The organism is Sphingobacterium chungjuense, assembly GCF_011316935.1.
In the GTDB taxonomy this organism is placed as follows: domain Bacteria; phylum Bacteroidota; class Bacteroidia; order Sphingobacteriales; family Sphingobacteriaceae; genus Sphingobacterium; species Sphingobacterium chungjuense.
The window spans coordinates 633,721-659,947 of sequence record NZ_WLYS01000001.1 but is presented as its reverse complement, the minus strand read 5'-3'; the positions used below and the strand labels follow the sequence as shown (position 1 = coordinate 659,947).

26 protein-coding genes are annotated in these 26,227 nt (G+C 42.7%); 7 read left to right on the top strand and 19 right to left on the bottom strand.

Translation table 11 applies throughout. The features are described 5' to 3' along the window. Positions 1–13 precede the first annotated feature (13 nt). Positions 14–448: a TPM domain-containing protein gene (locus GKO22_RS03015; RefSeq protein ID WP_166332608.1), complete on the top strand. Its 435-nt coding sequence runs from the start codon at positions 14–16 to the stop codon at positions 446–448. Beyond that, complete coding sequence (locus GKO22_RS03010; RefSeq protein WP_317165694.1) at positions 438–1,268, top strand: TPM domain-containing protein; 831 nt, start codon at positions 438–440, stop codon at positions 1,266–1,268. The genes GKO22_RS03015 and GKO22_RS03010 overlap by 11 nt, the downstream gene beginning before the upstream one ends. A gap of 101 nt (positions 1,269–1,369) precedes the next feature. Here the strand turns inward: GKO22_RS03010 and mfd are convergent, their stop codons facing one another. After that, entirely contained in the window at positions 1,370–4,717 is a 3,348-nt protein-coding gene (mfd, locus tag GKO22_RS03005) for a transcription-repair coupling factor (RefSeq protein WP_166332606.1), read from the bottom strand. 388 nt (positions 4,718–5,105) lie between these two features. Here mfd and GKO22_RS03000 point away from each other — a divergent pair, with 388 nt between their 5' ends. Then, positions 5,106–5,537 (top strand): DUF983 domain-containing protein, encoded by a 432-nt coding sequence (locus GKO22_RS03000; protein WP_166332605.1) that lies wholly within the window; start codon positions 5,106–5,108, stop codon positions 5,535–5,537. Between the two features lie 15 nt (positions 5,538–5,552). Here the strand turns inward: GKO22_RS03000 and GKO22_RS02995 are convergent, their stop codons facing one another. The 8 genes from GKO22_RS02995 to GKO22_RS02960 form a co-directional block, all read right to left on the bottom strand. Continuing rightward, positions 5,553–6,503, bottom strand: coding sequence for an N-acetylmuramoyl-L-alanine amidase (locus GKO22_RS02995; RefSeq protein WP_240920090.1), 951 nt, complete (start codon positions 6,501–6,503; stop codon positions 5,553–5,555). A 66-nt stretch (positions 6,504–6,569) separates the two neighbouring features. Further along, positions 6,570–7,598, bottom strand: a complete 1,029-nt coding sequence (locus tag GKO22_RS02990; protein WP_166332604.1) for a DUF3078 domain-containing protein — start codon at positions 7,596–7,598, stop codon at positions 6,570–6,572. A 2-nt stretch (positions 7,599–7,600) separates the two neighbouring features. Then, the gene (locus GKO22_RS02985) at positions 7,601–8,332 is read right to left on the bottom strand and encodes a hypothetical protein (RefSeq protein ID WP_166332603.1); all 732 of its coding nucleotides are present in this window, start codon (positions 8,330–8,332) and stop codon (positions 7,601–7,603) included. 95 nt (positions 8,333–8,427) lie between these two features. Next, positions 8,428–9,279, bottom strand: a complete 852-nt coding sequence (locus GKO22_RS02980) for a glucosaminidase domain-containing protein (protein WP_166332602.1) — start codon at positions 9,277–9,279, stop codon at positions 8,428–8,430. Between the two features lie 42 nt (positions 9,280–9,321). Beyond that, the gene (locus tag GKO22_RS02975) at positions 9,322–9,834 is read right to left on the bottom strand and encodes a glucosaminidase domain-containing protein (protein ID WP_166332601.1); all 513 of its coding nucleotides are present in this window, start codon (positions 9,832–9,834) and stop codon (positions 9,322–9,324) included. A 22-nt stretch (positions 9,835–9,856) separates the two neighbouring features. Next, complete coding sequence (locus GKO22_RS02970; RefSeq protein WP_166332940.1) at positions 9,857–10,492, bottom strand: O-methyltransferase; 636 nt, start codon at positions 10,490–10,492, stop codon at positions 9,857–9,859. A gap of 137 nt (positions 10,493–10,629) precedes the next feature. Beyond that, entirely contained in the window at positions 10,630–11,268 is a 639-nt protein-coding gene (gene folE / locus GKO22_RS02965; RefSeq protein ID WP_166332600.1) for a GTP cyclohydrolase I FolE, read from the bottom strand. 5 nt (positions 11,269–11,273) lie between these two features. After that, positions 11,274–11,702 (bottom strand): 6-pyruvoyl trahydropterin synthase family protein, encoded by a 429-nt coding sequence (locus GKO22_RS02960; protein WP_166332599.1) that lies wholly within the window; start codon positions 11,700–11,702, stop codon positions 11,274–11,276. A 60-nt stretch (positions 11,703–11,762) separates the two neighbouring features. On the opposite strand from GKO22_RS02960, the gene mqnB reads away from it, so the two are divergent. The 3 genes from mqnB to GKO22_RS02945 all read left to right on the top strand — a co-directional run bounded on the left by mqnB (position 11,763) and on the right by GKO22_RS02945 (position 14,335). Continuing rightward, the gene (gene mqnB / locus GKO22_RS02955) at positions 11,763–12,386 is read left to right on the top strand and encodes a futalosine hydrolase (RefSeq protein ID WP_166332598.1); all 624 of its coding nucleotides are present in this window, start codon (positions 11,763–11,765) and stop codon (positions 12,384–12,386) included. 86 nt (positions 12,387–12,472) lie between these two features. Then, entirely contained in the window at positions 12,473–13,459 is a 987-nt protein-coding gene (locus GKO22_RS02950) for a pyruvate dehydrogenase complex E1 component subunit beta (RefSeq protein WP_066754363.1), read from the top strand. Positions 13,460–13,579: 120 nt separating this feature from the next. Continuing rightward, complete coding sequence (locus tag GKO22_RS02945) at positions 13,580–14,335, top strand: DUF6263 family protein (protein WP_166332597.1); 756 nt, start codon at positions 13,580–13,582, stop codon at positions 14,333–14,335. Positions 14,336–14,421: 86 nt separating this feature from the next. Here GKO22_RS02945 and gcvH read toward each other — a convergent pair whose 3' ends face one another. After that, positions 14,422–14,802, bottom strand: coding sequence for a glycine cleavage system protein GcvH (gene gcvH / locus GKO22_RS02940; protein ID WP_116775221.1), 381 nt, complete (start codon positions 14,800–14,802; stop codon positions 14,422–14,424). 72 nt (positions 14,803–14,874) lie between these two features. Here gcvH and GKO22_RS02935 point away from each other — a divergent pair, with 72 nt between their 5' ends. Further along, positions 14,875–16,065, top strand: a complete 1,191-nt coding sequence (locus tag GKO22_RS02935) for an anhydro-N-acetylmuramic acid kinase (protein ID WP_166332596.1) — start codon at positions 14,875–14,877, stop codon at positions 16,063–16,065. On the opposite strand, the gene GKO22_RS02930 is transcribed toward GKO22_RS02935, so the two are convergent. From GKO22_RS02930 to GKO22_RS02890, 9 genes are all read right to left on the bottom strand, one after another. Beyond that, positions 16,059–16,727, bottom strand: a complete 669-nt coding sequence (locus tag GKO22_RS02930; RefSeq protein ID WP_166332595.1) for a DUF2461 domain-containing protein — start codon at positions 16,725–16,727, stop codon at positions 16,059–16,061. The genes GKO22_RS02935 and GKO22_RS02930 overlap by 7 nt on opposite strands. 1 nt (position 16,728) lies before the next feature. Further along, positions 16,729–17,529: a phosphatidate cytidylyltransferase gene (locus tag GKO22_RS02925; protein WP_166332594.1), complete on the bottom strand. Its 801-nt coding sequence runs from the start codon at positions 17,527–17,529 to the stop codon at positions 16,729–16,731. Next, the gene (locus GKO22_RS02920; RefSeq protein ID WP_166332593.1) at positions 17,529–17,744 is read right to left on the bottom strand and encodes a putative signal transducing protein; all 216 of its coding nucleotides are present in this window, start codon (positions 17,742–17,744) and stop codon (positions 17,529–17,531) included. The genes GKO22_RS02925 and GKO22_RS02920 overlap by 1 nt, the downstream gene beginning before the upstream one ends. Continuing rightward, positions 17,726–18,670 (bottom strand): CPBP family intramembrane glutamic endopeptidase, encoded by a 945-nt coding sequence (locus tag GKO22_RS02915; RefSeq protein ID WP_166332592.1) that lies wholly within the window; start codon positions 18,668–18,670, stop codon positions 17,726–17,728. The genes GKO22_RS02920 and GKO22_RS02915 overlap by 19 nt, the downstream gene beginning before the upstream one ends. Before the next feature lie 84 nt (positions 18,671–18,754). Beyond that, positions 18,755–22,030, bottom strand: a complete 3,276-nt coding sequence (locus GKO22_RS02910) for a S41 family peptidase (protein ID WP_166332591.1) — start codon at positions 22,028–22,030, stop codon at positions 18,755–18,757. A gap of 97 nt (positions 22,031–22,127) precedes the next feature. Then, on the bottom strand, positions 22,128–23,342 hold the full coding sequence (locus GKO22_RS02905) for an OmpA family protein (protein WP_166332590.1): 1,215 nt from the start codon (positions 23,340–23,342) through the stop codon (positions 22,128–22,130). A 208-nt stretch (positions 23,343–23,550) separates the two neighbouring features. After that, positions 23,551–24,135: a hypothetical protein gene (locus tag GKO22_RS02900; RefSeq protein WP_166332589.1), complete on the bottom strand. Its 585-nt coding sequence runs from the start codon at positions 24,133–24,135 to the stop codon at positions 23,551–23,553. A 3-nt stretch (positions 24,136–24,138) separates the two neighbouring features. Continuing rightward, positions 24,139–25,170 carry a UDP-glucose 4-epimerase GalE gene (gene galE, locus GKO22_RS02895; RefSeq protein ID WP_166332588.1) on the bottom strand — a complete coding sequence of 344 codons (1,032 nt, stop codon included), beginning with the start codon at positions 25,168–25,170 and terminating at the stop codon, positions 24,139–24,141. Continuing rightward, positions 25,163–26,158 (bottom strand): UDP-glucuronic acid decarboxylase family protein, encoded by a 996-nt coding sequence (locus tag GKO22_RS02890; RefSeq protein ID WP_166332587.1) that lies wholly within the window; start codon positions 26,156–26,158, stop codon positions 25,163–25,165. Before GKO22_RS02890 ends, galE begins: the two co-directional genes overlap by 8 nt. Positions 26,159–26,227 lie beyond the last annotated feature (69 nt).

Below are 26,227 nucleotides of genomic sequence, written 5' to 3'. Positions count from 1 at the left end.
CAGGAAGAGAAACATGGATATTTTTACACAGCAAGAGCAGGATACAATCGTGCAGGCAATCAGCTTGGCCGAAAGTCATACTTCTGGTGAGATCCGATTGGTCGTAGAGCGTAAGCTCAAGGAAGGCGAAGCGCTAGATCGAGCTACTCATTATTTTGATAAATTAAACATGGGTGCTACGGCACTGCACAACGGCGTGTTGATCTATTTGGCGCACGATGATCATGCGTATGCCATTATTGGTGATTCGGGAATTCATAAAAAAGTTCCAGCCGATTTTTGGGAAACGGTGTCGTCGCATATGCTGGATCATTTCAAAGAAGGCCATGTGGCGCGTGGTCTGATTGCGGGTATTACAGAAGCGGGCGAACAATTAGGGATTTATTTCCCGAAGGGACAAGATGATGTTAATGAACTTCCAGATGATATACACTTTGGTGAAAATTAAAACAAAGGTGCTTTCCGCGTCGCTATTCAAAACGGTTTTCTGCTGGGCATTTTTAAGCCTTTGGATTTCTGATCTGGCGATTGCGCAAGATTTTCCGGCGCAGCCAAAAAGTTTAGTCAGCGACTTTGTAGGTGCTTTAAGCCAATCCGAAGTGCGCCAGCTAGAGCAGAAGTTATTGAGTTTTGAGGATTCTACTTCTATTCAATTGGCCATTGTAGTGATGCAATCTACCGGCGAGTATGATATAGCCGATTATGGCGATCGTCTGGCAAAGCATTGGGGCGTTGGCAATAAGAAATACGATAACGGGATACTGCTTTTGGTCGCTTTGGAAGATCGAGCCGTGACCATTCGCACCGGTTATGGGATCGAAGGATCCGTGCCCGATGTGATTGCGTATCGTATTATTGAAAATGAAATCAAGCCTGCTTTTCGAAGTGGTCGCTATGGTCAAGGAATCGAAAATGGCGTTGATGCGCTGATCTCGTATACCAAAGGCGAATACAAAGCGGATCCGAAACAGAAAGGTAACTCTGGGGCTGGCGGTGGCGTTCCAGTTGTCGTGATCTTCTTTATTATCATTATCCTCTTTTCTATCTTCTCCAAAGGAGGTGGCAAAGGCGGTGGTGGCAAAATGATGAACGGCAAAGGTGCTTCTGATCTTTTCTGGTGGACCTTGTTGAGCCAAATGGGTGGCGGCGGTGGTCGCGGCAGCTCAGGTGGCGGCTTTGGCGGAGGTTTCGGAGGCGGCGGCGGTGGCGGCTTCGGAGGATTTGGTGGCGGTGGATTTGGCGGTGGCGGCGCAAGCGGTCGTTGGTAATTCACGCATTTTCGCTGATACCTTCAGCACGATAAAATAATAAGACAGGGATCTGTGATAATGCACAGATCCCTGTCTTATATATACCGTTAGCCATTATTTTAAGCCGTCACGGTGCGCATTTCCCGAAGTAGATGGAGCGCATATTCGATCGAGCTGACGCCGCTGATTGCGATGCGCAGTTGTCCTTTTACCTCTTTCAAGTTACTGATGGCCGCGTGCTGTTGCACAAAAGTAAGCACTTGGCCGAATTGTGGCGATTCAAAATAGCTGGATTTCGCATTCGATACGAAAAAACCTTTTAGCGTATCTTTCTTATAGGTGATCTTTTCTAAGCCTATTTCCTTGCCCAACCATTGCAGTCGCAGCGTGTCAAATAATTGGAAAACAGGAGCAGGGATGGGTCCAAAACGATCTTCCAAGGCTTTCGCAAAGCCATCGAGTTCCGATTCGCTCTGCAACTTCGAAAGCTCAGTATACAGGTTGTAGCGTTCCGAGATATTGGTTACGTATTCATCTGGGATCAATACTTCTAAGTCGGTATCGATCTGGGTAAAAGTTACGTAAGTACGATTCTGATCATCGGCGAATAGCTCACCAAACTCATCATCTTTCAGTTCTTGTACGGCTTCGTCTAAGATCTTGTTATACATCTCAAAACCAATTTCGGCGATAAAGCCCGATTGTTCGGCACCTAATAAATTTCCAGAACCACGGATATCCAAATCGCGCATCGCAACATTGAATCCAGATCCCAGTTCCGAGAATTCTTCAATCGCTGAAAGTCGTTTGTAAGCTTCATTGGTCAAGGTAGATAATGGCGGGCTCAACAAATAGCAAAATGCTTTTTTGTTGGATCGACCAACACGACCGCGCATCTGGTGCAAATCACTTAAGCCAAACATATGCGCTTGGTTGATGATGATGGTATTGGCATTTGGAATATCTAATCCCGCCTCAATAATGGTGGTCGCGATCAAGACATCGTAATCGTGATTAATGAATTTCAACATCACATCTTCCAGATCATCACCTTCGAGCTGGCCATGAGCCACACCAACGCGGGCATTCGGCACGAGCTTCTGGATCAATAAGCCCAATTGCTTTAAGTCGGCCACGCGATTGTGGATGAAGAAAACCTGACCACCACGATCCAGCTCAAATGAAACGGCTTCTTGAATGAGTGCATCATTGAATACATGTAATTCCGTTTGTACCGGCTGACGATTGGGCGGCGGCGTAGAGATAATGCTCAAGTCGCGCGCGCCCATCAAGGAAAAGTGCAACGTTCGCGGAATTGGTGTAGCAGTTAGCGTCAGCGAATCTACGTTAGCACGCATGTGCTTCAGCTTTTCTTTGACCGATACGCCAAATTTTTGTTCCTCATCGATAATCATTAACCCCAAATCCTTAAACTTCACATCTTTACTCACCAGACGATGCGTTCCGATAATGACATCTACTTTCCCCTCGACTAGTCGTTGTAAGGTTTCTTTGATCTGCTTGCTGGTCTTGAATCGGTTGATGTAATCAATATTGGCAGGCAGATCTTTTAGACGCTCAGAGAACGTGCGATAATGTTGCAGTGCCAAGATCGTAGTCGGGACTAATACAGCCACCTGTTTGCTGTCGGCTACTGCTTTGAAAGCGGCTCGAATCGCCACTTCGGTTTTCCCGAAACCTACATCACCACAGACCAAGCGATCCATCGGATGTGGTGATTCCATATCGCGTTTTACATCGGCCGTAGATTTTTCCTGATCAGGTGTGTCTTCATAAATGAAGGATGCTTCTAGCTCTTTCTGCAAATAGGTGTCAGGACTGAACGCATTTCCGGTTTGTGCTTTTCGCTTCGCGTAAAGCTTAATCAAATCGCGGGCAATATCTTTTACCTTCTTCTTCGTGGTTTTCTTGAGCTTCTCCCAAGTGTCGGTGCCGAGCTTATTCATTTTAGGAATAGCACCTTCCTTGCCGGTGTATTTAGAAATACGATTCAGCGAGTTGATGTTAACGTACAGTAGATCATTGTCGGCATAGATGAGCCGAATCATTTCTTGCGTTTTGCCGCTCACCTCTACTTTTTCCAGTCCGGCATATTTGCCCACTCCGTGGTCAATGTGTGTGATGAAATCTCCCGGTTTAAGATCGCGCAGATCTTTTAGTGTAATGGCCTGAGAACGTTCGTATCCCTTTTTGCGCTTGTATTTATAATAGCGATCAAAGATTTGATGATCGGTATAGCAGGCCACTCGAATGGTGTCATCACGAAATCCTTCGCGAAGCGCCTTATAAACGGGCGTAAATTGTACGGATTTGTCCAAATCATCCAGAATGGCATAGATGCGCTCGACCTGTTTATTCGAGTCCGAAAAGATCACATTCGTGACTTTCTTTTGCTCATTTTCTTTGAGATTGTGTATGAGTAGGTTGAAATCCTTGTTGAAAGAGGGTTGCGGATGCGTATCAAATTGTATGGTGGCGTCTGCATTATAAAAAAACTGCTTTCCAAATTCGATGATTGGGAACTCAAAAAGCATCGCATTTACATTCTTGTCGTCCGAAAAGGTGAAACGAGGATCTACCCATTCCGGATTGTTTTTGACGTCGTCTTCAGAAAGGGCTTTCCAAAACTGGGCTGCCTTCTGATAACCTTCGCGCAAGATATCCAGGGTAAATTGTACATCCTTAATCCAGATCACGGCATCATTAGAGATGTATTCTAATAGCGATATGTGGTTGTTAGACAAAAATTTTGCCTGCACATTGGGCACGATCGTGACCGAATTGATCTTCTTGACCGATACTTGGCTCTCGATATCGAATGTGCGTATCGTCTCAATCTCATCTCCGAAAAATTCTACGCGGTAGGGCAGGTCATTGGAAAATGAAAAAATATCAACAATTCCTCCACGAATAGCAAATTGGCCGGGTTCGTATACGAAATCGACGCGTTCAAAGTCGTATTCGTATAAGAACTCATTGATGAAATCGATGCTTAATTTGGTGTTGACGCGAATTTCTAAGGTGTTTTTTTCTAGATCGTCCCTGTTGATGACCTTCTCCGCAATAGCTTCTGGATAGGAAACGACGATTTTTGGCAATTCGGAAACATGGTGCAAAGAACTTAATGTTTCTGCACGCTGCAATACGTGGGTGCCGTCGAGCTGGGTGAAATCGTATGCTTTGCGGAAAGATGAAGGGAAAAACAAAATTTGCTTGTCGAACAGACTTTCTAAATCCGCCAAGAAAAAGGAAGCATCCTCGTGCGTAGGCAAAATAAAGACAAATGGTCGTTGCTGCAACTCGTAGAGGCTGGCTGCTACGACAGCATCTGACGATCCGATTAATCCTTTTGCATGAATTTTTGGACTTTTTTTGGTGATCTCTTTGCCTAAGGTAGTTAGCTGCTCGGAGGCGCCATATTTTTTGATGATCTCTTGAATATCCACTCGTAATACCAGTTTGAGTACGAATGTACAAAAACCTTACCGATGCAAGCAAGTGCTAGGCATTTATTCCGAAGAGGTCGGTCGTCGAAAATTACAAAGGAGTCCTACTTTTGGTAGCACTCCTTTGTACGCTGCGCTGTTGCGTAGCATTTTGTTAATAACAAGGTTAGTTAGTTGTATTTTGGTGTTTATGTTGTCTCTTTCGTAACGTAAATATAGGGTTTTGTTTAAAAATTGCAACGAAAGGAGTGATATTTTTAGAAAATGATTATTGTAGGCTGTGTTGATGAGCGCGTCTTAATAATGCTACTTGTAAGTGGTATCTTTGTAAAAATGGTGTCTGAGTAATATTTGCAGCATGCTCAGAACCAACGAAATCATTTTAGTTATGAAAGATACAGACGAAAGAAACTATCCTAGTGCAGTCCAAAGTGCTTGGAATTGCAAATGTCCACGCTGCCGACGGGGGAATATGTTTGAAGGATCTATCTTTAGCTTGAGTCGCTCTGCTCGTCAGATGAGAACGGTATGTCCTCATTGTGAGCTTATGTTTGAAAAAGAGCCGGGATATTTCTACGTAGCCATGTATGTGAGTTACGTATTCGTGGTGGCACAATTGATTGCCTCTTGCGTAGCGACTTATGTGATTACGGGCGATGCAGAATCACCTTGGCTATATTTGACCGTAGCTTGTGCGGCGGTGATTATTTTAGCGCCTTTCAATTACCGGTATTCGCGGATTGTTTTACTGTATTGGATGACGCCATCTTTTCGTTTCCGACCGGAATTGTACGATCGAGAACCCGCGAAGGCGATTTAAAAAGACCACTATTTTCTAGTAGAATTTGCGATATAGATCGTAAAGAATCATGATGTCATAAGGTGTTAATTCGGATGATACATCAGTACGAATATATTTCTTCTTAAAAGAACGCACAGCAGTACGCAAATTGGAAGTGTCATAACCAATAATACGCAAAGCGTCCGTACTATTAAATGTGGGTGGCGGTGGTGCAAGATAGTTTGCATTGTACCAAATTCCAAATCCACGCTCGGCCAAGGTTTCCCAAGGAAAGTAAGTGCTTGGATCATCTTTACGACCGGGAGCATAATCGGAATGACCAATAAAATTAGTTTGCGGAATACGGTATTTGCTTTTGAGATTATTCAACAAAATCAACAAAGCGTTGATCTGCAAATCTGGAAACGGTTCGTTGCCATTATTATCCAATTCTATTCCGATTGACACGGAGTTCATATCAGTAATATTTCCCCATTTTCCGGCTCCGGCATGCCAAGCACGCTGATAATCATTGAGCATTTGCACGACTTGTCCGTCTCTCCCGATCACATAATGGCTGCTTACTTGTGTATGTGCTAATTGAAAGGTTCTGATGGTTTGCGCAATGCTGTTTTGCGACGTATGATGGATCATCACAAATTGCGGTTTGCGCAGATCGTAATGTATGGTAGGTGCAAAATCGTAATTGCGTTGAATACCTGTTGCATGCAATTCTGCGACCTCTCGCTCTGGTGTAGAGACTGATTGCTGGATATTTTCAAACTGTGTGTTTGGTGTAACGGTGGATTGCGACTGCGCGACAGCGGTATTGCTTTCTACTACGCGCTGCTCTTCAATATCTATCACGATCGACTCTGAAGAAGGAGTGGTCTTAACGACCGCGGGAGCCACAATTGCTTTGGTCTTTTTCTTGGAACTAGAACAGCTTTGCGTAGTCGCTACTAACAAAATCATTCCACACGCAAGCCATTTAAATTTCATCATTTTGAGCTTCTACTTTAATCTTGTTATGAGCGATCTTTTTCTAATTCGCGAAAGTAAACCAATCGTTTATTGTCTTGGGAAATTAAATAGTACACCCATCGCTAATGCTTGACTGTATTGTACGCGCGCGCGACTTTCTCCCTCCATAATACGTGTACGGTCGTACCACATGACACCAGTAGCAGTTACGCTAATTATACCACTTACTTTTGCCGTCAACGTGGCATCTAATCTATGATCTGGACGAGTAATCTCCAAATAGTCCGCCAATAATGCATACCTCGCTTTTAAGTTAAGATTTTTAGATAGGTTACGATCCAAATTGGCTACCAATTGAAAACCTAATTCATTACGCATAATTCTGCCAGGTTCTACACCAAATGCTGATTGCAATCTGGAAACTCCATCTTCGTCTTCTGCAATTTCGCGTACGCTATCATCCAGCACGAATGTCTGACGAGCTGTACCAGTACCGAAACGTAGGGAAAAGGTGTCATCTGGCTTATACTCCAAACCCAGTGATTCTGTTAAATACCCAGGCGACATGAATGCTGCAGTTTTCCTGCCTCGCACTTCAACGCCGTCTTCTCTTGCGTAATTATATCCGGCAGCGAAAATTGACTCAAATACTACTGAGGTAAAGATTGACCATCTGCTGGAAAATTTATAGGCCAATTTATTATCCCAAAAAATTCGATCTATATTTTTTTTACTTAATTGATCGTCATTTGCTAATACACCGTAGCGTAAATCCACCTCGGTGGTAAAGTTAAAATCATTACGATTATATTCCGATTTGTGCCAAGCAGTAGTAGACCATGCCATAGAATTTACACCACCATCTTTCCAGTTATCACTAAAAGAAGCTTGATTCAAATTTAGTCCAAGCTTGGTCCAGTGTTTCCAATAATCCACTGATAAACCCAATTCAGGGATAGGTACTTTTACATTGCGAATGCTTAGTGGTTTATTGGCACGGCTACCAACGATACTGGTATCTGGCAGTGCCCGAAGATCTTTTAAATCTTGTGCATTGGCATTATACCCCAAGCCTACACATGTTGCTATCGCAACGAAGTAAATTACCTGTTTCATACTTAATTTTCTTGTTTAACGTCAAAGTCTACCTTGGGTAGTTCTGGCAAAGGTCGCAAATCTGGCAATATTTTAAACATATTGTATTTACTTTTTATGTATTGTGTCAACTGATAATGACTCGCGCGTGTGGCAAATGCGTACGAAGGGCGATATCGAATCATAAAATTTTGAAGTTGATCACCCTCAAGTCCGAGCAAGTTATATACAAGGTCAGGTGTAAAGATAGAGTCAACAACGTTATCTTCATAGACTTGCTGCATATACGCGGTAAATCTGCGGGCATTACGTCCCTCTTTGCTCAATAAATTATAGATGGCATTGATACTTAATCCAGCTCCGGTTGGTCCTACACTAATAAGCGATCCCGGATCTGCTAAGTTGTACGCATCTCGATACACTCGCTTGGATTCTTCGTAGATCTCGATCGGCGATCGGCGCGCATTGACTTTCACGGTTTCAATATACCGAAAATCGCGCAACATGGATAAAACCAGAATTTGGTTGTGAGGTACAGCAAGGGTATCTGCCAAAAAACCATCCTTGATAAAAACGAGTGTATCGGTCGGTTCTACCTCTAAGCGGAATTCGCCTTTGGCATTGTTAAATATGCGCTGGTGCGTTCTGGGATTGTAGATTTGTACTCTCCCTAATCGATCTTTAGATTCTTCGTCATAGACAATACCTTCCAGTTGAATCTGCCCCTGCAAAAACAAAGGTAGAATGGATAGCATAAAGGCGATGATATAGATGAATAGGTTCACTACCGTAAAACTACATGTTCAGAGAGAAGATTTATAATATTTAACATCTTTTTGGAGATGCTACTTTATTTGGAAACAATGATGAGCTGTCCGATGTCAAGATTTTCGTCTTCCAAGGCATTAATTTGGATCAGCTCCTCTACCGACAGACCGTATTGCTGACCGATGCTATACAGCGTATCGTTGGCTTTGACTTGGTAAATGATCATGGCCACAGGCTTCTTTACTTCCTCTGGCGGCACGACCTCCTCAAATACTTCTTTTTCCATGATAATCTCCTCAACCTGCACTTCGCGCCGCTCTTGCTCGACGTAGGTTTCTGCTCTATCATATTGGTGCAGATCGTATCGCTCGATGAGATCGATCAACAAATAGGCATAACGGGGATTGGTGGCGTATCCGGCTTTTTTAAGTCCGTGAGCCCAACCTTTATAATCATCTTTTTTAAGTGCGAAAAGCGCTTCGTATCTTTTGCGGAGTAAAAATTGAGAATGGTCTTTGAAAGAATCGTCGGGGTTATTATACACGCGAAAACAATCGTTCTGACCATCATCCGGCCGAGTAATGCTGCGTCCTCTCCACACGCCACCGCACTTGATTCCAAAATGGTTGTTTGCTTGTGTTGCTAGATAGCTGTTGCCATTACCCGACTCTAAAAGAGCCTGAGCTAACTTGATACTGGCAGGAATGCCATATTGATTCATTTCCGCTATCGCAATGCTTTTGTACCGGTCAATATAAGTATTGCCACTTGTGTTAGTTGCTGATCCGCCAGGCTTTACGGAAGAATTAGGCTTATTATTTGACGACGAGGGATAGGTCTTCGAGGTGCGTAAAGTACCCGGTCTTCTCGAGCTACAGCTAGAGAAGACTAACAAAGCGCTTAAGAGTATGGCAAACCCGAACTTGTATCCCATTAGTCAATTATAGGAATAAAAAAATCACCCGTGTACGTATGCTTAATTAAGCGTCGTCTTTTCGTCGTATTGATCCAAATCGTAGCGATCAATTGTCGCCAAGACCTTGCGAGACCAATCTCCAGAAGTAGAATATCCAGATCTTGCGATTCCTTTTATCCAAGATTGGTAATCTTCTGAGTCGTGCTTCAAGAAAAGAGGTTGTGTGGACTTTTTACGTTGTAGTAGTTCTACGAAGTCGCGATAAGAAGCGAGTGTAGAATCGTAATCTTTGTAAGCAGATTTAATCTTTTTGCTGCTGTTTTTACCTTTGATGCCAAAGTGATTGTTGAGGTATGTGGCAATTCGACTATTACCATAGGCGCTTTCGTGAATTGCGATTGCTAAGATGACAGAAGCGGGTACTCCTGTTTCCCGCATCAGCTGCTTGGCAGCTTTATTGTGTTTTTCCAGATAACTTGTCGGCGTGTATTTGCTTTGTGCAGTACATAATGATGCGCCGATGGTTACCGTGATAAAAAGTACACATAGTACCTTCATCCAATTTTTTAACATAGTCCTTTTTTTGGTTCAACCATTACTTTTTGCGTAACACAAAAAGCCCGTCTCTAATGGGCAAGATCAATTTTTCAACACGTTGATCTGCCGCTAAAAAAGTATTTAATTCTAAAATTTGTTTAGTCTGACTGTCGGGTGCTTCGTCTAGCACGCGACCTTTCCACAATACATTATCTACCAGAATCAGTCCGCCAGATGGAATCCTGTCTATAACCATCTCATAGTAGATTTTGTTTCGTTTCTTATCCGCATCGATGAAAACAAGCTCAAATTGCCCTTCAATAGTCGGAATCACATCTATCGCATCTCCTAAATGGTAGCAAATCTGCTCTCGTTGATCGGCTTGGTCAAAATAGTGCTGTACCCGATCATGCAATTCTTCATCAATGTCAATTGTATGAATAATGCCATCTGCACGTAATCCCTCTGCTAAAGCTAATGTGGCGTATCCCGTGAAAGTTCCGATTTCTAAAATCTGCTTCGGAGCCACCAATTTGCTTAACATCGACAAGACCCGACCTTGAAAATGACCGGACAGCATATGTGCTTTTGTCTCCTTCAAATACGTTTCCCGATTGATCTTTTTTAATAGCGCTGGCTCCTGATCACAGGTGCTTTCCAGATACTCGCTATACTTCTCATCAGGCATGTTCATCGCGACAAATATACTTATTCCCGTCACATAGACAAGTTAAAAAGTGTTAATCAACTGTGCTGTAGTTGTTTGAAAGAATTTTGAAAGTAACAAATCAAGCCTGCGGAAGGCAGGCTTGATGATATATATAGGTGTGTTTAATCTAAAGATGCGGTGATCAGACGTAGGAATTCTGATCGAGTTACATCATTTTCAAAAGCCCCAGTAAATGCTGATGTAGTCGTTACCGAGTTTTGCTTCTGGATGCCACGCATCGCCATGCACATGTGCTTGCACTCCATCACCACGGCTACGCCTCTTGGCTGCAAAGTTTCTTGAATACAGTCTCTAATCTCGTTGGTGAGGCGTTCTTGTACTTGCAGTCTTCTTGCGAAAGCATCGACCACACGCGGAATTTTGCTGAGGCCAACGATATGTCCGTTCGGAATGTAGGCAATGTGTGCTTTTCCGAAAAATGGCAGCATGTGGTGTTCGCACATGGAGTACACTTCGATATCTTTCACCACGACCATTTGACTATATTCTTCTTCAAACATGGCACTGCGCAATAATCCTGCGGCGTCCACATTGTAGCCATGCGTGAGGTACTGTAAAGCTTTGGCGACTCTTTCGGGAGTTTTTATTAATCCTTCGCGCTCTGGTTTTTCACCCAAAGCATCCAGAATATCAGTGTAATGTGCCGCGATACGTTCCACATCTTTGGTGTTGTATTGATCGATTTTGCGGTATCCTTCCACCTCGTCGTCGTCGTCATCCAAATGGTGCAAATTGTTCATGTCAATTATTTTATGGGGGTATTAGTGCCGAAATACTCAGCGTAGTTATTTTCTGTTTCGTGCAATCTTACGGAATGTAACACCACACCTTCTTGGTCAAAAGATGGTTTCAAGACTTCAAATATAGATTGCGCGATCACTTCTGTAGAGGCCATTTTGCCTTTCATAAAAGCGACCTCTATGTTGATGTTTTTATGGTCTACCTGTTGGATCACCAATTCGTGGATGATCGCCTTCATCTGTTTTAGATCCATCACAAAGCCTGTCTCAGGATTGATATCACCTTTTACGGTAACAAATAGCTCGTAGTTGTGGCCATGCCAATGAGGGTTGGAGCAGTTTCCGAATACGCGCAAATTTTCTTCGTCGGACCAATCAGCCCGAAATAATCTATGCGCAGCACTAAAACGTTCGCGACGTGTGATGTAGACCATAATGCCAAATATACATCAAAAAACAGTTACTTTGTCTGTTCGAGATTACCGAAATTTCATATGGAGATATTAATTGTCGCGGCTACAGAACGCGAGCTAAAGCCTTCTTTACCATTATTGCATGAGCTAGAGATTGACGTGCTTGTTACTGGTGTTGGTATGGTCGAAACCGCCTTTGCGCTCGGCGAAAAGCTTACTGCAAAACATTATGATCTGTTACTGAACGTGGGCATAGCAGGATCATTCTCTTCAGACTTAACAATCGGTGATGTGGTAGAAGTTGTGCAAGATCGACTGATCGAGCTGGGAGCTCAAAACCGAGAAGAATTTCTCTCGATAGAAGAAATGGGATTTGGCCAATCCTTGTTTTCTTCGAATTCAATCGTCGGCACTATCGCGCCAACTGGTTTGCAACAAGTATATGGTATCACCGTCAATACGGTGCATGGTAATGTCGTAGCGATCGAAGCGATACGTAAGCGGTTGGAAAATGATCTCACCATTGAATCTATGGAAGGCGCAGCTGTGCTGCATGCTGCGCATAAGAAAAACACACCCGTGGTACAGGTTCGTGCGATTTCCAATTATGTAGAGCCTAGAGATACGAGTCGTTGGGATATACCACAAGCGATTCAAAACCTACACGAATGGTTGCGTGGATACTTAATTTCGCAGCAGCGTTGATGAAGTAAAATACTTGAATCCCACTACCATAATTCGATAAATTGTAGTAGCTTTGCCTTGGAAAAACAGACTATTCACTAATACTGATGAGAGAAATACAATTCAGAGAAGCGCTTCGTGAAGCAATGAACGAAGAGATGCGCAAAGATGAAACGATATTTTTAATGGGCGAGGAAGTCGCAGAGTATAATGGCGCTTACAAAGTAAGTCAAGGTATGCTCGACGAATTCGGTGCTAAACGAGTAATTGATACGCCAATTGCAGAGCTTGGTTTTGCAGGTATCAGCGTGGGTGCGGCGATGAACGGCTTGAAGCCAATCGTTGAATTCATGACGTTTAACTTCTCCCTAGTAGCTATAGATCAGGTAATCAATGCAGCAGCAAAGATTCACCAGATGAGTGGCGGACAATTTTCTTGTCCGATCGTATTCCGCGGTGCGACTGGTAATGCTGGTCAATTGGCGGCACAACACTCCCAAAACTTTGAAAACTGGTATGCTAATACACCAGGATTGAAGGTAGTAGTTCCTTCGAATCCTTATGATGCAAAAGGTTTATTAAAATCTTCGATCATCGATCCAGATCCAGTAATCTTTATGGAATCTGAGGTGATGTATGGCGATAAAGGCGAAGTGCCTGAAGAAGAATACTACATCGAAATCGGAAAAGCCAAAGTGGTTAAAGAAGGTACTGATGTAACCGTAGTTTCTTTCGGTAAAATGGTGCCACGTGTAGTGATTCCTGCTGTTGAGGAATTGGAGAAAGAAGGTATTAGCGTAGAATTGATCGATTTACGTACTGTAAGACCGATTGACTTTGAAGCGATCATTAATTCTGTCAAGAAAACCAACAGATTAGTTGTGGTGGAAGAAGCTTGGCCTTTGGCTTCGATTTCTTCAGAAATCACTTTCCGTGTACAGAAAGATGCATTTGATTACTTAGATGCACCTGTTACACGGGTTACTTCGGCAGATGTACCTTTGGGTTATGCGCCTACTTTGGTAGAAGCATCTCTTCCGAGCATCACAAAAGTAGTGAAAGCCATCAAGGAAGTATCTTACATCAAAAAGTAAGATTTTAATACTAAAGTCATTCGGAAACCTCCATGCCCCAAGCATGGAGGTTTCCTTTTTTAGTGAAAATACCAGTCATAATTGCTATATTTAGCTATTATAAATACTTAGTAACTCAACATGAAGAAATTAAAATTAAGTGTTTGTTTGTTTCTAGCCGTAGCGCTAGGCGTGCAGGCGCAGGAAAAGGTATCCTTTCGATATAATCCTCCTATCGGAGAAAAATTAGTCTATAATACGGCTATGAATATGGATATAGAAGGAGAGCAGTCTATGATCATGGATATCAATATGGTCATGACACAAACTGCTAAAGACAAAGGTGCTGATCAAGTATTCAATATCGTGTCACAGATCGAGTCTATCAAAATGGACATGAACATGCAAATGATGATGATGTCTTATGACTCGGAGAATCCAGATGATAGCAATCCTGTTTCGCAACAGATGGGTGAGCAGTTTGCTCCATTATTGAAGAAGGATATCAACGTAAAAATCAATGATCGCGCTGAGGTAATTGATGTAGCCGATGCAGAAGCTTTCGCTGGAATAGGCGATATTAAGTCGATGTTTAGCGCGGCAAGTTTTCCGGAGCAACCTATCGCAGAAGGAGAAAGCTGGTCAATGTCTGTGCCCAATGAGCAGTTAGGAGTAGAATTGAACTACAAATTGACCTATGCTGGTAAAGAGGGAGATTTGATTCGCGTGAATCTAGAGTCTGAACCTTCTGATGAAGCTGGTGCCATGAGTATCACCGCAAGCGGTTTTAATTTGTACGATCCAACTACGTTTGTTGTTGTCAAATCAGAGGTTACTTCAAAGGTCGATGCACAAGGTGCTTCGATTACGAATAAGACCGTAATGGAAAAGCAATAAGCAGCACGATATTTATACACAAAAGAGAGCGGCATCTGATAAAGATGCCGCTCTCTTTTGTGTATAATAAACCGATTAATCGGTTCTTATGAAGTTACTTCTGCTTTGTATTCTTCAGCCGATAGTAAGCCATTTACATCATCTGGATTGCTTAATTTAACACGGATAATCCACCCTGCTTCGTAAGCATCATTATTTACCAATTCTGGCGAAGCGTCAATCGCTTCATTCACAGAAAGTACCGTTCCCTGAACAGGCATAAACAAGTCAGAAACTGTTTTCACTGCTTCGATTGTTCCAAAAACCTCATTTGCTGCTACCTCTTCACCAACACTGCTGATGTCTACAAAAACGATGTCACCCAACTCGCGTTGTGCAAAATCCGTAATGCCGATAACGGCTTCATCACCTTCCACACGAACCCATTCGTGATCTTTTGTATACTTTAAATCTGCTGGAAAATTCATTATTTCTCTATAGTTTTTTCAAATTTATCATTATCGGTCGACAATCCAAAAGTTAAATGTAACTTTATTTGAATGAATACGCAGATCGAAAAGCTTTACCAGATCGCTCAAAAGAAAGAGCGATTTATCATCGGTTTAATGTCTGGTACGTCGCTCGACGGATTGGATATCGCGTTATGTCAGATCTCTGGAAGTGGTACAAATACACGACTTCGCTTGTTGAACTTTACTACGGCATCCTATTCCGCTGACTTTCGGCATGAGGTGAAGCAAATATTTGCGCAGAAACAGGTAGATCACTTGATGTGGAGTACGCTACATGTGAAGGTAGCACAAGTACATGCTGATCTCGTACTTGCAAGTATGAAATCTTGGGGATTGAGAAGCGAAGATATTGACCTCATCGCAAGCCATGGGCAAACGGTATTTCATGCGCCAAAAGGTAGCCACTCTCATCAACTGAACAGCACATTGCAGATCGGAGATGGCGATCATATCGCGGTGAAGACCGGTATTATCACGATTTCTGATTTTCGACAAAAACATGTCGCCGCGGGCGGCGATGGTGCGCCATTGGTCGTGTATGGCGATGCTCTCTTATACACTTCCGAAGAAGAATATCGCGTCTTATTAAATATCGGTGGCATTGCCAACTTTACCTTCCTTCCGAAGCAATCTTCCGGATTATCCGCCTATGCGACCGATTTAGGGCCTGGAAATACCTTGATGAATCAGTACATGCAAAAGCATTTGGGTGAAGAGATGGATCGTGATGGTGAATTAGCAAGTCGGGGTGTAGTTCATGATGAACTTTTACAAATGCTGCTCGAAACAGCTTTTCTAAAGCAGCATTTTCCAAAAACAACTGGGCCAGAGTTGTTCAATTTGTCATTGTTAGACAACGCGATGCAAGAGGCGAAGGTTATCAATTTAGATCACGCAGATATCTTAGCTACGCTGGCTCAATTTACGATTGAAAGTACGGTGGATGGCATACGTCGAGCAGTCGATGAGTTAGATGCTGTATCCGTTTATATCAGTGGTGGTGGATTGCATAATCCGTATCTAATGCAAGGAATTCAGCAAGGATTAGCGGATTGTTGTGTGCACTCATTTGATGCGATAGGATTCGATCCGGATGCAAAAGAGGCGGCTTTATTTGCCGTTTTAGCCAACGAAACGATTGCAGGAGCACCAGCAAATGTGGCGCATATCGCTGGTTCGCCAGCAGTCTGCATGGGAAAGATTAGCTTTCCTTATTGATCAATGGCTTGATGAATATAATTCTTAAATGGCAGACAGGATGTATAAATCTCCATAACAGCATCCAGCGCACCTTCGCTTTCCATCGTTATTTGCGGCACTTCGCTACTTAGCGTAAAACTTTTCAATTTGAGTATGTCAATATGTGGATGATCGGCCTCGTATCCTGCCGGCGGCCTTACCAATTTATCTTCTGTTCCTAGATCGGTCCATTTCCATTTTCCTTTTGCCAAGGCGGTATGCAGTTCTTCGGCATTGTAATCAATCTCCTGACGGATTAAGTCGAGATGCGCTTTATTTGGTCGCCAATAACCGACCGCCAGAAAAATCTTTTTGGGCTCGACGTGAATGTAATACTCCGGACCATCCAATTTTCGTCCATCCACCGAAATACCCGCCGCTAGCCAATTTTTGTAAGGTGCTTTATTCTTCGAAAAGCGAACATCCCGATAGATCCTAAACAAGCATTTGGAAGGATTGATATCTTGATGAATATGAGGATCTACCTCCGACAAACGCATAATAATCGCTTGCACAAACCCCTTCATATTCTGTTGAGCCGCATCGTAGCGCTCTTTGTGCTCTTGAAACCACTCGCGATTATTATTCTCCGCTAGTTCACTTAAAAAGGCAAAAGTTGCCGGATAGATCTTTGTTGTCATATTACACTAAAAGTAAAAATACCCAAACCAAAGGCGCAGCAATCAACAAACCGTCAAAGCGATCTAATAAACCGCCGTGTCCGGGTAAAATATTACCCGAATCCTTCACGCCTAAAGTCCTTTTTAACATGGATTCGACCAGATCACCCAAGGTGCCAAAAGTACCAATGAGGAATCCCATCACCAGCCATTGCCACAGCGGCAAGATCGGATAAAAATGCGATAACAAAGCTGCTACTCCCAGAGCAAAAGCCAATCCACCTAAAAATCCTTCCCATGTTTTGTTGGGTGAGATACGTTCAAATAGCTTGGTACGACCGATGCTGCGACCAACCAGATAGGCGCCCGTATCATTGCTCCATAGCATGAATAAAAAGCCAAGTGGAATCTGCGCTTGATAAGATCCGCGGATAAATCCGAGTGCTACAAAACAGAAAAATGGAAATGCTGTGTACAACAAACCGGTCAACGTATACGAGATGTCGTGAAATGGCTTGGCATGGCCGCGGTACAGCGGTACAATAAAAATCAAACTAATACAAGGAATGATAATCGCGCTGTAACGCAATGATAGCAGTTCTAAATGATGTAATCCCAATAATAAACCGAGCAATACCGCTGTTAGTATTCCGATTCCAGTCACTGGAAGTACATCTTGCTGTTGACGAACTATACCAAAAAATTCATACAAACACCAAACGCCAACTAACGAAAAGAAGATGGTAAAGATGGTGGCTCCAGCTAACGCGGAACCAATTAATACGGTAATAAAAACCGCCCCTGTAATGGCACGTTGAAGCATTAATCGACCGGATTATTGGATTGTTGATCGATCAGCTGTAAGGCTGCAGCTTCATTCTCTTGCTGTACGTACAATTCCACGTTGCCAAATCGAACATAGACGTCCTGTTTGTTGACCACGACAGCCGGAATATCATTCTCGATGAGCATCTGCCGTACAATTTCTGCCTCCACCACAATGCTATACGTGTTTATTTTTACCCAGCCTGGTTCCATAGTTTGGATTTTATTTTTGTTGATTGCCTATAAAAATACCAACCTACGGCGACACTCGCAATTAAACTCACAAAATAAAGGCTGATGTGAAACGGATCTTCCGTCATCAGTTGTTGATAGGAATAACCTTTCGTGCTGTAGTAAAAAGCGACAAACACCACGGTAGCATTGTTGACAAAATGCGCCAAAATCGGAATCCATATGTTGTTGGTTAGTAGCAACATGTAGCCGAATATAGCTCCTAAAAGCATTCTCGGAAAAAAACCAAAAAACTGCACATGGATCGCAGAGAAAATAATGGCGGTCACCCAAATAACGACATGTTTATTGGTGATCCATCGCCCCAAAATATTTTGTAAAGCGCCGCGGAAGAAAAATTCTTCAGCGATAGCTGGTAGCACGGCGATCGTGAGAAGATTCAATGCTAGGCGAGACAAGGAATTGTTCATGACTAAATTTTCGGTCAGCAACGCCATCTCGTCCTCCTTTTGGCGCATCCAACTTTCTACGCCGTTCCAAGATTGCGGTAATAGCATATCTCTGTTCCACTCGCCGATGAGGTTCATGATCGGACTAAATGCCACTAAAAAAAGCACAGCCAATCCGAAAAACAGCGCCGGTGTAGTGCGCGACATGGGAAGGTATTGAATCGTGCTATTTCGTTCGATAATTTGCAGTATAATTGGTGGTAATAAAAAGGTAGAAATGCTACTGGTTGCAAGCATCGTGTACATAAAGCCTGTATTACCGCTTCCGAGGGCTAGTGCATTTTGACCTGCAACAAGCAGGTCGCCCACGTTTTCAAAAATGGCAGCATAACCCAAAAGGGCAACGAGTTGAAGTGTGAATGAACAAAGTAAGACCAATCCGAAAAGAATGACGAGAGAAATTCCGGGTGAATTGGTAGGTGATTTTAGTGACTGCATAGCTCGAAAATAGGTAAAAACTTTCAAAAAAGGGGCTGCCTAAATGAATAGGCAGCCCCTTAAAAAGTTCAAAAAAATCAGCGCTTAATTGACCCGGATTGGATCAACTGGTTTTTTCATTTCTTGGTAAGGATAGGTTTTCATCTCTTCCAAGAGTAGCTTAACGGTTCGCTCCAATTGTGGATCTTTACCGTCTAATAAGTCTTTTGGCATTTGCTCTACAAAAATATCTGGTGCGACACCTTCATTTTCAATGATGTAATTGCCCTTTAGGTCAAATACACCAAAGTTTGGTGACGTAATGCTACCGCCATCTAATAACGGTGGATAACCAGAGATACCGACCAAGATGCCCATCGTAGTACGTCCAACTAATTTGCCTAAACCTTTGAATCGGAACATGTATGGCATCATATCGCCCCCAGATCCCGCATTTTCATTGATGATCATGGCTTTCGGTCCGTAAATACCATTGCCTGGTGTGGTGAAGCTTTTTCCATCGCGGATTCCCCATCCGGAGATTAAATCGCGCGAAAGTAAATCGATGACATAATCTGCTACCGAACCACCACCGTTATTACGTTCATCCAGCAGCAAGGCTTTTTTGTCCATTTGCGAGAAGTAATAACGATTGAAAGAATCATAACCTTCACGACCTGTATTGGGCATATACACATAAGCGATCTGTCCGTTACTGGCCGCATCTACTTTCTGGCGGTTTTTCTCGACCCAGTTTTGGCGACGCAAACCTACCTCATTAGCGTAAGAGATTGGTTTTACAATCACTTCTCGCGAACCATCCAAAGAAGCTTTTGAGTTAACTTTTAGCGTGACTTGTTTGTCTACCGTATGGTCAAAAAGGCTGTAGATATCCATATCTGCCGTCAGTTCTTTGCCGTTTACTGCTAAGATGTAATCGCCTTCTTTAATATTCAATCCTGGCTCTGCCAACGGTGCTTTGAAAGAAGGGTTCCAATCCATGCGTGTGTAAATCTTCGCGATGCGATAACGATTATTGCTAATCTCATAATCCGCACCCAATACACCCGCAGATACGGACGGTGTGGAAGGTTCATCTCCGGGATAGATATAGTTGTGACCAACGACCATTTCGCCCATCATTTCGTTGAGTAAATACCCAAGATCTGACCGGTGATTTACATAGGGTAAGAACTTCGCATATTTCGTTTTCATTGCATTCCAATCTACACCATGCATGTTTTCTACATAGAAAAATTCTTTTTGCATGGCCCAAACTTCGTTGAACACCTGATCCCATTCTGCTTTAGGGTCTACCAGCTGCTGTACATCATCTACTTTCAGTTTTTCTGGGGCGCCAGCAGGCTTTTTACCGGCATCTACGATATAGTATCCGTCGGACGTACGGTAAAGCATTTTTTTACCATCGGCACTAATCACAAAGCTGTAGGTATTATCGATTAGGTTTTTCTCTTCAAGCTTGTTGAGATCGTAGGAGAAAATACTGCGCCCTTTGGAGTAAACCAGCATATTCTCTACTAATCCGCTTAGTTGTCCAACACCGGTTGATATAGGAAGTGCGACAATCCGGTTATTGATCTGATCGAAGTCGACTTTAATATCCTTGATCTTCGCAGTTTTACTTTCCTGCTCCTCGCTTTTTGTGTCTTTTTTATCGGCTTCACCTTTCTTGTTGCTGTCCGCATTTGCCGTTTCAGTTTTTACCGTTTCTTCATCACTTTCGTTTTTGAAGATGGATGGTGTTTCACTAGATAAGATAAAGGCGTAGGTATTGTACTCCGGACTGCGATCATAAGCCGTCATATGTAATCCAGAATTAGTTAATCCTGTATTGGTACTCGCTTGGAAAACAAGGTACTTGCCATCACGTGTAAATACCGGCTGGCGTACCGCGCCCATGCCGTCGGTGATTTGCTGTGTTTTTTTGCTGTCCAAATTGTACATGAAGACCGCTGTAACACCATTTGGCAAGGCCTTGATATACGAAATCCATTTCGAATCGGTAGACCAGCTTGGTTGGAAGTGATTATAAGTGCGGCCGGTATGCGATGCCAAATAATCGTCATCTACTTTTACTGTAGTTTTGGTGTCCACATCGATATAGTACAAGTTCAAATGCGCATCATTATAGAATAGCTTTTTGCTATCTGGCGACCATGTGGGTTGAAAATAGAAGGCGGTTTCACCTAATTTGATGTAGGTGGGTTCTTTTTCTGCCTTTTGGTCGCGAAGCACTAATTCATATTGTCCGTTTTTGTCAGAGATAAATGAAATCCATTTGCCATCGGGAGACCAAGCCGGGAAACGCTCATGTGTACCCGGAGAATTGGACAGATTGCGTGCATCGCCTTTCTCTTTGGGTACGGAGAATATTTCACCACGCGCTTCGAAAAGTGCCCGTTGACCAGTGGGAGAGATGTTCCAACCGCGGATGCCCTCTTTCATTTGCACGTAGTGAGGGCGTTTGTACAGCGCATCTGCATGGATCTGAATAGCAAGAGGTGTAACCGATTTGGAGCTTGTTTGCAATAAATTGATCTTTCCATTCTGCTCAAATACTAATTCATTACCTTTCCCTTGCAGCGAACGCACATCGTAATCGGTGAAATTCGTCAGTTTTTCGACCTTCTTGGTCTTGATGTTATAGCTGAAGATGTTTACGGTTTTTTCTCTGTCGGACAAGAAGTACACGTGATCACCGAGCCAAACTGGTTTTACATCGTTACAGTTTTCTCCGGGAACGACTTCTACGTGATGCGTTTTTGAATCAAAAATCCAGATGGACGGCATGCCACCACCGCGGTAACGTTTGAATGCCACGCGATCGCGTTCGGTTGGATCTCCATTTTTGATATAGGCCCAATACCTTCCATCCGCCGAAGGCGATCCCTGATAAGCTTCTGGCATCGTTAATGGTTGATCTGTGCCTTTGTTGATATCCGATTTGTATAAACGCGATCCTAGAGAATAGGTAAACCCTCGAGAAGTCGTGAAATATACTTCATTGTTATTCAACCATCCACGCAATACATCCGAGGCAGGATGATGCGTAACGCGACGTGGCTCGCCACCTTGAATAGATACGACATAAACATCGGTATTGCCGTCATAATTACCTGTAAATGCGACTTGCGAACCATCTGGCGAGAAGATCGGATTTTGTTCTACGCCAGGATTTACCGTCATACGGCGAGCATTAGTGCCGTTTTTGTCTGCCAGCCAAATATCTCCTCCGTATACAAAAGAGATATGTTTGTCGCTAATACTTGGATTCCGAAGGAGCAGGGTTTCATTTTGTGCGAAAGACGTCACAGTTTGCCCCGCCAAGAGAACCATAAATGGTACTACCTTTTTTAACATATATAGAGTTGGTTAATTAATGCGCTAAATATAACAAAAATAGCCGGTGTCGAAACTTCGACACCGGCTATTTAAAGTAGTTGTATTGATGAAACAGTTAGTCTGCTATAACAATCACTGCACGGCTTAGGCGTGGGTCATCATAGTACATATTATCTACACCACCTTTATACTCTTTTACGAGTTGGTTCGGTGATACGTTGAATTCGCGAACAAGCACATTATATATTGCTTCGGCACGTTCACGGCTTAGTCGTTCGTTAATTTTGGTAGTTCCAGTACCTTTATCTGCATAACCTGTAATGCTGTATTTGATATTCGGATCTCCTTCTTTGATCATGTCAGCAAAGAAACTTAAGTTGACACGAGCTTCATTACTTACGATACTTTTGTTGATTGGGAAGGTTACTAGGATAGGCGCTACTAGCATATTACGCTCGATCTGTACTTCGGTGATCGAAGAGTTCTTCGCTTCTGCTAATTGTTTTCTCAAGTGATTATTGTCTTGAGCCAGCTTGTTGACAGCACTACGAAGCGCACTAAGATCTTCTTCATTGTATTTAATGATTGTAGTTTTAGGCTTATCCCAATCTTTCTTTTTGCCAAAATTGTAACGAATACCAACTGTAGCACTACCTAATCCATCTTCCAGACGATTACCTTCTTCGCCATCAAAACGATCTCCGACCATAGAGCCGCGAAGATCTAGCGTGAGATGAAATGCAGGGCTCAAACGGAAAGTGTTTAGCAAACCAATACTAGCGCTCAGTTCTCTTCCGCTACCCACGCGCTCCGACTTATCGTTAGTATTTATCATGATACCCAATCCAGCATATGGGCTGATTTCGTAAAAACGGTCATCTCGGTATCCGCCTATCAAGTTAGATAAGTTAAATAATACATCTCCTCGGAAATGGATGAATTTTATTTCTTGCTTTTCTAACATGTAGCCTTCCCATGGAAGTTTGTCATACGGACCGACTACATAGCTACCATTTTGTGTTAAGCCGTTTGCTTTAAAGCCGTTGGCTCCTAAGCGTACTCCGATGCCTGGTGTAAACCATTTACCAAAATATGCCTCAAAAGCTGGTGTAATACGATCTGCGAAATCCATCTGAATATTGTGATCGCCGAAATAAATTTGTGCACCGGCACCTGCACCGATAAACCAGTTTTGAAAGAAACGATTTGTTTCTACCTTGTACTTGTCGTCGTGTATGATAGTGGTAGTATCGCGACGAATCTCATAAGTTTGGGCTGAGGCGGACATATAAGTCACAAATCCCAGAATTAAAATGAATGTGTATTTCATTGCTAACGGATGTTATGGTATGGTGCACTATTTTTCTATAATTAAGAATATCAGCTTCGTTCTCATGTAAGCCAATTGCTATCTTGTAATCAATCTCCTGCAAATATATTGATCAATCGAGACAAAACACGCTTTTTTTTGAACAATGTAGTCAAAGCACTACATAAAATAGGTGTTATGATTCTGTTTTTTTCATTTATTTATGAAATTATTTGATTCCTTTTGGAATGTCGTGCTGTGTTAAGTATGAGGCTAGCGAACTATTATAAGCAGATGATAAGATATACTGCAATTGGTCACGAAAGTCAAATTGGAGATCCTCATGAAGCTTTGTCCACTTGCCATAGGCAAATTTAATACGCGCAGCTAAATATTGATGTAGCTTATGGCTTTGGTGAAGATGACTTCTTTCAAAAAACGAGGAAAATTGATTTATAGATTCTCTTAAAATGAGTAGCCTGAATTCTAATTCACTAACCTTGTCTTTAGTGATTTTTTCATGTTCATTGACGATACCATTGGCATGTCTAATTAACTTATTTAAAGCGGCAAAATTAGCAGCTGATACTCCAGATGCAGATGTTTTAAAGGCATGTGCAAAGATAGACTTTAGCTGTTCCCTTAAGTCATCGATACGTTGTTGCAAATCAATATCGTCTTCCAATAGCTGGAAGTGTAGTCTTTTAATCAGTAACTTGTCTTTATTGATTAGACGGATCAAAAGCTTATCTTTTTCTTTGTCAGAAAGTGCTAAGATGGCAGCTTTAAGTTCGGGCTGTTGATGTACGGACATGTGTTAATCTAGCAGCGAATTCTCCTGGATATATTTTTCCCACGCCCAAGCAGATTTCATCATTTCTTCAATACCCAATTCCGCTTTCCAACCCAATTTTTCGGCAGATTTTGTCACATCTCCCCATACTTTTACAATGTCGCCATCTCTTCTCGGACCGATTTCATAATTCAATTTTTGTCCAGACGTCTTCTCAAAAGCTTTGATGGCTTCGAGCACCGAATAACCTATCCCAGTACCAATGTTAAATACATCGTATTTGCCGGCAGGATTTCCTTTTTCTAACAATTTGATAGCAGCAACGTGCGCTTTGGCCAAGTCCACCACATGAATATAATCGCGTACGCAAGAGCCATCAGTAGTTTCGTAATCACCACCAAAGACGGTTAATTTCTCTCTTTTGCCTATCGCAGTCTGCGTAATAAAAGGTACTAAATTTTGTGGTACACCGATCGGTAGTTCGCCTATTAGTGCAGAGGCGTGTGCTCCAGCAGGATTGAAGTAACGTAGGGAAATGATCTGATAATTATCGTGCGCTAGAGCGGTCTCGCGCAAAATTTCTTCTGCAATTTGTTTTGTATTTCCGTACGGCGATTCAGCAGTTTTTACGGGTGCCGTTTCGGAAACGGGTAATTGGTCTGGTTGACCATAAACCGTGCAGCTTGAAGAAAAAACGAAGTTTACAGGTGTATTTTGATACGCATTCAACAAATTGATCAAGGAGAAAAAGTTATTATGGTAATATTTCAACGGTTTTATGACCGATTCACCCACTGCTTTGGAAGCCGCAAAGTGGATAACACCCGAGATGTCCGGATTGCTAGCGACGAAATTTTTTACCGCCGCTTCATCACATAAATCAAACTGATGAAATTCTGGCCGATGACCGATGATCTTTTCTATCTGATCTAATATACGAATGCTTGAATTGGATAGGTTATCTATAATAATTGGCGTGTAGCCCGCCTGATATAATTCTACAACGGTATGTGAGCCAATAAATCCTGTGCCGCCTGTTACTAAAATCTTATGCATCTCTTTTAAAGTATATTTGAGTGGTTTCTTGTAAATCTATTTTGTCCATCGCCCGATAGTAATCGATGGTTTTGCGCAAACCATCTGCACGAGACACATTTGGTGCCCAGTCCAGTAGTCGTTTTGCTAGCGTAATATCAGGTTGACGTTGTTTAGGATCATCAACCGGCAAGTCCGAAAATACTAAATTTGATGTACTATCCGTGAGTTCAATAATCTCCTTGGCTATATCTGTAATTGTTATCTCATCTGGATTACCCAAGTTAACAGGTTCATTATAATCAGCATGTAGCAGTCGAAATATGCCATCAACCAGATCATCAACATAGCAGAATGAACGTGTTTGTTTCCCGTCTCCGAAAACGCTTAAATTTTGGTCACGAAGTGCCTGTGCGATAAAAGTAGGCAAAGCTCGCCCATCATTAAGGCGCATTCGCGGTCCGAAGGTGTTGAATATGCGAACAATACGCGTGTCTATACCATGGAAGTTGTGATAAGCCATCGTCATCGCTTCTTGAAAACGCTTAGCTTCATCATAAACGCCTCGCGGGCCAACGGGGTTGACATTTCCCCAATAAGTTTCAGCCTGCGGCGAGACCAGCGGATCGCCATATACCTCAGATGTGGAAGCGACCAATATTCGCGCTTTTTTAGATTTTGCCAATCCCAAAAGATTGTGCGTGCCTAAGGAACCTACTTTGAGCGTTTGTATCGGGATTCGTAAATAATCTACCGGACTGGCTGGCGAAGCAAAGTGCAGAATATAATCCAGGTGCCCCGGAATGTGTACAAACTTGGAAACGTCGTGCTGATAGAATTCGAAATTTGGTAGCTTGAAAAGGTGTTCAATATTGCGCAAGCTACCTGTAATCAAGTTGTCCATGCCTATCACTTGGTATCCTTCACGAATAAACCGATCACTAAGGTGCGAACCCAAAAAACCGGCTGCACCAGTAATAAGTATACGTTTAGGAAAAGCTTGCTCCACAGTATTTCAAGACATGTTTTAGTGAACGAATATAGGCATTATTTCTAGGGCTTAGAATACATATGCTGG